We start from the raw sequence: 5932 nt of genomic DNA, 5'->3' as shown, positions 1-5932 counted from the left end.
ATGTCGTCACGGCCGTCGCCGTGAACCTGATACGCATCGGCGACTGGTTGACCGGTACACCCCTGGCCCCAACCCGTCGCTCCCGGTTTTCCGCCCTGCAAGCGGCCGCGTAAGGGGGGCCGGGAATTCGCCACCAGTGTCGGTCACTTGCCAGTCGCGCAAACCGGCTTCAAAACCATCGGGGGTGTTGGGTGTCAGCGTCGCCAGCGCGCCGGTGACCAGTGTGACCTCATCCAGATACCAGCCGGGGGCGACCTCCGGGCTGCTGCTACTATCGTCCTGGGCGTGGAACAGAAAGCCGATGCGCACCACCTGTCCGGCATAGGCCGACAGGTCGACGCTCGGGCGGCTCCACACCCCGCCGCCGCTGCCGGCGTAACGGCTCAGTGTTTCCCAGGCGCCCGCCCCGACCTTGATCTGCACCTCGCCGTAGTCCGGCCCGGCGTTGAAGCTGTACCACTGCCAGAAGCGCAACCGCGGGTTGACCTCCACCCCCGGCACCGTAAACGCCGGGCTCACCAGCCGTGCGGCATACGCATTGACGCTGCTATTCCACTCCGGATAGTTGCCGGCCAGTACGGTGGCCATGACATGGCGGCCCTGATGGGCCGCGCCCGGCCCGGAGGTTGGTGCCCCCAACTCCCAGGGGCCGCCCTCGCTCGACCAGTCCTGCCAGCCGTCCTCGAAGCTCTGCGCCGTATTCACTTGCAGGGTCTGCAGCGCCCCGGTGACCAGGGTAACGGCGTCGACGTACCAGCCCGCCGCGGTGGTGCCGGCATTGCTGTGGAAGCGAAACGCCAATTGGACACTTTGTCCGGCATAGGCGCTCAGGTCCAACTGCACCTGGTTCCACACCCGTCCGGGGCCGCTGTAGGCCGGCGACAAAGCCGTCCAGTCGCCGCTGCCGGCCTTGATCTCGACTTGGCCGTAGTCCCCGGCGTAGGTCTCGATCCATGACCAAAAGCGCAGCCGCGGGTTCTGCGTCGCCGTCGGCACCACAAACGCCGGACCCACCAGGCGGCTGTCCTGGTTGTCGGCGTAGTTGCCGGACAGTACCGTGCCCGCCGCCCCCGTGCCCTCGTAGGCGCGGTTGCCTTGGGCATTGGGCGCCGGCCCGCTGGTGGGCACACCGACCTCCCAGGTGCCGTAAGTCACGCTCCAACCATTCAAGCCGTTCTCGAATCCTTCCGCCGCGACGGGGAACGTGTCCGCTGCGGCATCACGGGATGCGAGACCTAACAGAGCGAGAGCCAATACGACGACTGTTAGAAGCTCGCGGGGAGTCATGAGTGCTTGTCTCCGGACATGTGTCTCAATCCAACGCAAGGGCGTCGCAGTCGTTCGGCGGATAGCCATAGGTTGCGGGTCGGGCGCTACCGGACACGCGCGGCCTGTCTACCAATTTGAATCAAAGCCGAATCGCCGGGCGATCGGGACTTGTGCTGCTGCGTACACGGTGACTTCTGGGCGCCTTAAGGGCAGTATTTGCAACACACAATCCACAGGAAGGCTAGACCAGGAATTCCATCAAATAAACTGAGTGAAATGCATTTTTTTGACATGACGTCGATCACGTCGCTTGGGGGGCGCTCGCAGCCGATTGGACACGACGATCAGATCATCCACACCGCCCGGAGCCCGGACCGTCGCCGTCGGCATCTGCCTGATCGGGGTTGAAATGCGTGGGATTGTCGTCGCCATCCGTCCGGGTCGACGGTCACACGGGGCAGGCCCGTGTTCGGGATACCAGTGCCTAACTGAGCTTCGCTGTTGTCGCCCCAGGCGTCGTTGTTGCAAACCTGTGCCAGCGGTTTTTTCTGCGCTCCCAGGTCTTCACTTGGCCTGGCCCCGACCTGGCGTCACAGTGAGGTCCCCAGCGGCACCTCCAGCAGCGGATTCGCGATGATGACAGGAGCGTCCGCGCCGGGGCGGTGCCATTCCACCCAAGCACCGTCGGCGTTGAAGAATGGCCGCGCCGCTTCACTCGCGGCAGCGAGAGTGGCGGGACAGGGCTGGCGCTGATAGCGGCGGCTGTCACGGTCATAGAAATAGACCTGACACTCGGGTGCGCCCGCCGCGATACGTGTTTCAAGGTAGGCGACAAAGCGCCCATCGGCGCTGATGGCCGGGTGGTGGTTGTCCAGCGGCGCCCCGGCGTCGTCTTGCGCCAGGCTGATGGGTTCGGCCGGTGTGCCGCCCCACAGACTATCGGCCAGGATGTGCCGCTGGCCCGCCGCGTCCGACTGGTCATAGAGCAGGTCTTGCCCGGCGGCATCGAGCGCGGGGTGCGCCGACGGTTGATCGGCGCTCGCGGTGATCCGCCGCGTCGCGCCGAGCGCGACCTCGTGCAGGAAGATGTCGGTGACCCCGTTGGCATCATCCGCCGTCAGATCGTCGGCGTCGCTCTGGAAGACGATCCAGTCGCCCAGGGTATCCGCCGTGGCGCCGCGGCTGGCGCCGTTGCCGGCCCGGCCCTGGGGCGTGCGGCTGATGAGCGTGAGGGTCTCGGCCAGGAGGTCGAGGCGGTAGATGTCGGCGGCGCCGTTGCGGTCGGCAGGATGGATGGTCTGGGTGGTCTCAAACAGCAGCCACTGGCCTTGGGGGTCGAGCAGGGCCGCGTCGATGACGGCCAGGTCGCCCCCCCGCGCGCCGAGCAGTGCCTGGAGCCAGGCTGGCAAGCCGTCCGCGTGGGCGGCAGCGACGAGGGCCATGGAAGGTGCCGCGGGGTGCAGGGCCGCCGGGGCGGCGCTGGCTGTCCGCTGGGGTGCGCCGGCGACGGCGCAGGTGACGGGGCCGGACCGACCCTGGAAACGGCCCCCGCAGGCGACCCGGAAGCCCGGACCGAAGCGCTGGACTGGGGCCTGGAGTGTGGCGTCCGCCCCGGTCTGGACCGCGACGACACCCCGGGTGGTGATGCTGTGCCCGGAGGCCAGGGTGTGCACGGCAGGACCAAAGGTCATCGGGTTAACAGTCAAAGCGTCGGCCCGGCAGCCGCTCTGCACGCTGTCGCAGGCATCGCCCAGGCCGTCGCTGTCCGCGTCGGTCTGCGTCGGATTGGCCGTCAATGGGCAGGTGTCGGACGCATCGGGTACGCCGTCCTCGTCCTGATCAGGGTTCAGGACGGCGAATCCGGCGGTCACGTTCCGGGGCACGGTGACTTCAGTCAGTTCGCAGGTCGCGCCGCCGCAATCGCCGCTCCAGACGGAGAAGGTATAACCGGGGTTGGCGGCGGCGGTGCAGAGGCTGGTACCACCGTGCGGCACCGGGTTGGGGTCGCAACTCACCGTGCCGCCAGCGCTGGGTTCGGCAGTGGCGGTGATGGTGTGAGCCGGACACGCCGCGGTGGTGAAGCTGAGGTCATCGCCGTTGGTGGTGCCGATGCGATTCACGGCGGTGACCCGGAAATGGTAGAGCGTGTTACAGGCGAGTCCGGAGAGGTCGGCGGTCACGGCCGTGTTGCCCTCACCGGCGCTGATGGTGTCTGGGATGGCAGCCACGGTCGCAGCGTCGCCGGTCGTGAGACCATATTCGAAGCTGACACTGGTGGCGGCACCATTGTCATTGACCGTGCCGTTGAGGCGAGCCGTGTTCGCCGTGATAACGCTGGCGGCAAACGTCGTGACGGTCGGCGCCGTCGCTGGATTCGACAACGTGGCGGCGGCGGCCTCGCTGGAATAGTCGGAAGACCCGGCCGCGTTGGTGGACCGCACGCGGTACACGTAGGTCGTGGCGGCAGCGAGGCCGGTGTCACTATAGCTGGTGACGTTGGCGCCGACCGTGGTGATTGGCGACCAGATGCCGCTGGGACCGGTCTTGCGCTCGATCGGAAAACCGGTTTCAGTGATGCTGTGGTCGGTCCAAGTCAGATCGATCCGGGAGGGTGAAGCGCCGGTGGCGCTCAGATTAGCGGGGGGCGTCGGTAGACTGGCGGCCAGATTGACGATACTGACCGATTGCAGGGCCATGCCCGTATAACTGGTACCCCAGGTCATGGTGTGAAGGCTGTAATCCCAGGTATCGTGGAGGTAGACCACGCTGGTGGAGTCGTCATAGCCGACACCAACGATTGAATGGCCGGCAAGGTTGAGGAGCACGGGGCGCCCGGCGTCGATTTCCGCTTTGTATTGAGCAAAAGAGAAGCCGCCCGCGACGGTGTTGTCGGTTTTCTGGTTATAGCAATCGGTTACCGCATAACCTCGGGCTTCATAGAAGCGTTTTCTGCCCAGTGTGCCGTCCTTGTACCCCCCGCTGCTCAGCTCGGCGCAGGTGAGTCGGGTGGCGGTGCCGTAATTATAAAACTGGGTCGCGCCATCGGTTAAGCCATAGGCGGACTGACTGGTCCACATGAAATCCCCAATGGCCCCCGTCCATTCGTGTTGTTGCCAACCGGAAGTGAGGTAAGGATCCGGGTTGCTGCTGGCATAGGTTACCCAGTAATCATCAATGGAACCGCGGGTAGCGCTGCCGTCCATCCCCGCTTTCGAGGCAATCAAAGGACAGTTTGGGTAACTGCGGGTTCCATCCGACCAGGTCGGCCAGACACTGTTGTTCAACGGCATCACGCCGCCGGCGGTGGGGCCGGTGTAAATATTCGGCCAATCGGCGCGGTCGTAATACCCGGCAATCATTGCGCCGGAAACCGCCGAACATCCAAACACCCAATTGAATGCCGGTACCGTCAAGATGTTGATGCCCGCCGCCCGATCATCGGGCTCCGGCACGTAAACCGCCAGGCGTTCGATGCCAAATCCGGGCGGGGGCGTTGGCGGGCCATTGATCGTATGCTTTTCAATGACCATGCCATCGGGACGCCGCAGCGTATTGATGGAGAAATACGGGGTGGAATCCCTTTGCGCGCTTACGGGCACGGCCACGGTCAGTGATAGAAAAATAACCGCCCGAAAGAAGCGTCGGTGAGGCAGTTGGTGCTTGCTCCATCCCGTCTGACTATAAGTACTTCAAGTGAAATATTTGTAGGCGCCAATAATTGCAAAGCATTGATTTAAAAGAAAGATAAATAATTAAGCGCTCATAGCGAATATATTGATGTACTTAAGTATTCATAACCCACCCCGAGCGAGTTCGTCCTGAAGCGTCCGGTTTGAGTTTAGTCCAAAATGCCTGATAGGGTTGAGATGAAGATCGCATTCTCCGCTGATCGCGAGAGTGATGTTGGGGTTCGTTCCTCACCCTAACTCGATGCCTTGGAGGCCGACCTCGCCGAGCTTGAGCGTGCGCTCATCGCGCGCTTGGAACCCTATCAGGCGGCCCTGGACATTCTGCTGACCCGCCCGGGTGTCGATCTCCTTGCCGTCGCCTAGCTGTTGGTGGAGATCGGCGAGGACATGAGCGCCTTCGGCAGCGCTGAAAACTGGCCAAATGGGTCGGAATCTGTCCAGGCAATCGCGAATCCGCCGACAAGCGCAAAAGCGGCAAGACCGCCAAGGGCAACCGTTACCTAGTGCCTGAAAGAAAACTCAATGTTTTCCGCAGCGCCTATTCGCTACAGCGAGGGAAATTCGCGGCGTGATCATTCATCGCGATGAACACGAAGCATAGTGTGTTCGCAACAGCGCGAGAATAAGAATTACTCTTATTACAGGCAGAATCCGGGCAACCTAGTCCCACCGGCCGTGTTCCGTCATCCCGTTCGTAGTGCTTATGCGGCCAGGCGATGGGGACCACGCTGTCGCTCCCGTTGTTCGACTTCTTGCTGGCGCAGGAGAGCGCCGAGCCGTTGGATATTGCGTGCCACCACCGCTAATGCCACGTAGCGCTTGAAGCCGTCGATGCCATGATCCAGGCAGCGGTCGAGGCCATGGACTTCCAAGGCATTGATCGCGGATTCCACCGCGGAGTGTTGGTGCCGCAAGCGGATAAACTCGGGATCATGTTCGCGTTCGGCTTGAACCAGTGAGAGCTTGCCCTTTTT

Annotated in this window: 2 protein-coding genes and 2 pseudogenes; 1 reads left to right on the top strand and 3 read right to left on the bottom strand. The window is 63.4% G+C overall.

Annotated features, from left to right (window positions below; translation table 11 throughout):
* Positions 1–6: 6 nt before the first annotated feature.
* Positions 7–1287, bottom strand: coding sequence for a choice-of-anchor J domain-containing protein (locus tag QZY03_RS11985; RefSeq protein WP_295581283.1), 1281 nt, complete (start codon positions 1285–1287; stop codon positions 7–9).
* Positions 1288–1859: 572 nt separating this feature from the next.
* The gene (locus tag QZY03_RS11980) at positions 1860–4799 is read right to left on the bottom strand and encodes a fibronectin type III domain-containing protein (protein WP_295581281.1); all 2940 of its coding nucleotides are present in this window, start codon (positions 4797–4799) and stop codon (positions 1860–1862) included.
* A 471-nt stretch (positions 4800–5270) separates the two neighbouring features.
* On the opposite strand from QZY03_RS11980, the pseudogene QZY03_RS11975 reads away from it, so the two are divergent.
* Positions 5271–5458: pseudogene (locus tag QZY03_RS11975) on the top strand (IS110 family transposase); the annotation flags it as partial.
* A 201-nt stretch (positions 5459–5659) separates the two neighbouring features.
* Here the strand turns inward: QZY03_RS11975 and QZY03_RS11970 are convergent.
* Positions 5660–5932 (bottom strand): annotated as a pseudogene (locus QZY03_RS11970) (ISNCY family transposase); the annotation flags it as partial.

This window comes from uncultured Lamprocystis sp., from assembly GCF_903933125.1.
Lineage (GTDB): Bacteria > Pseudomonadota > Gammaproteobacteria > Chromatiales > Chromatiaceae > Thiodictyon.
This window is presented reverse-complemented; position numbering and strand designations above follow the sequence as displayed.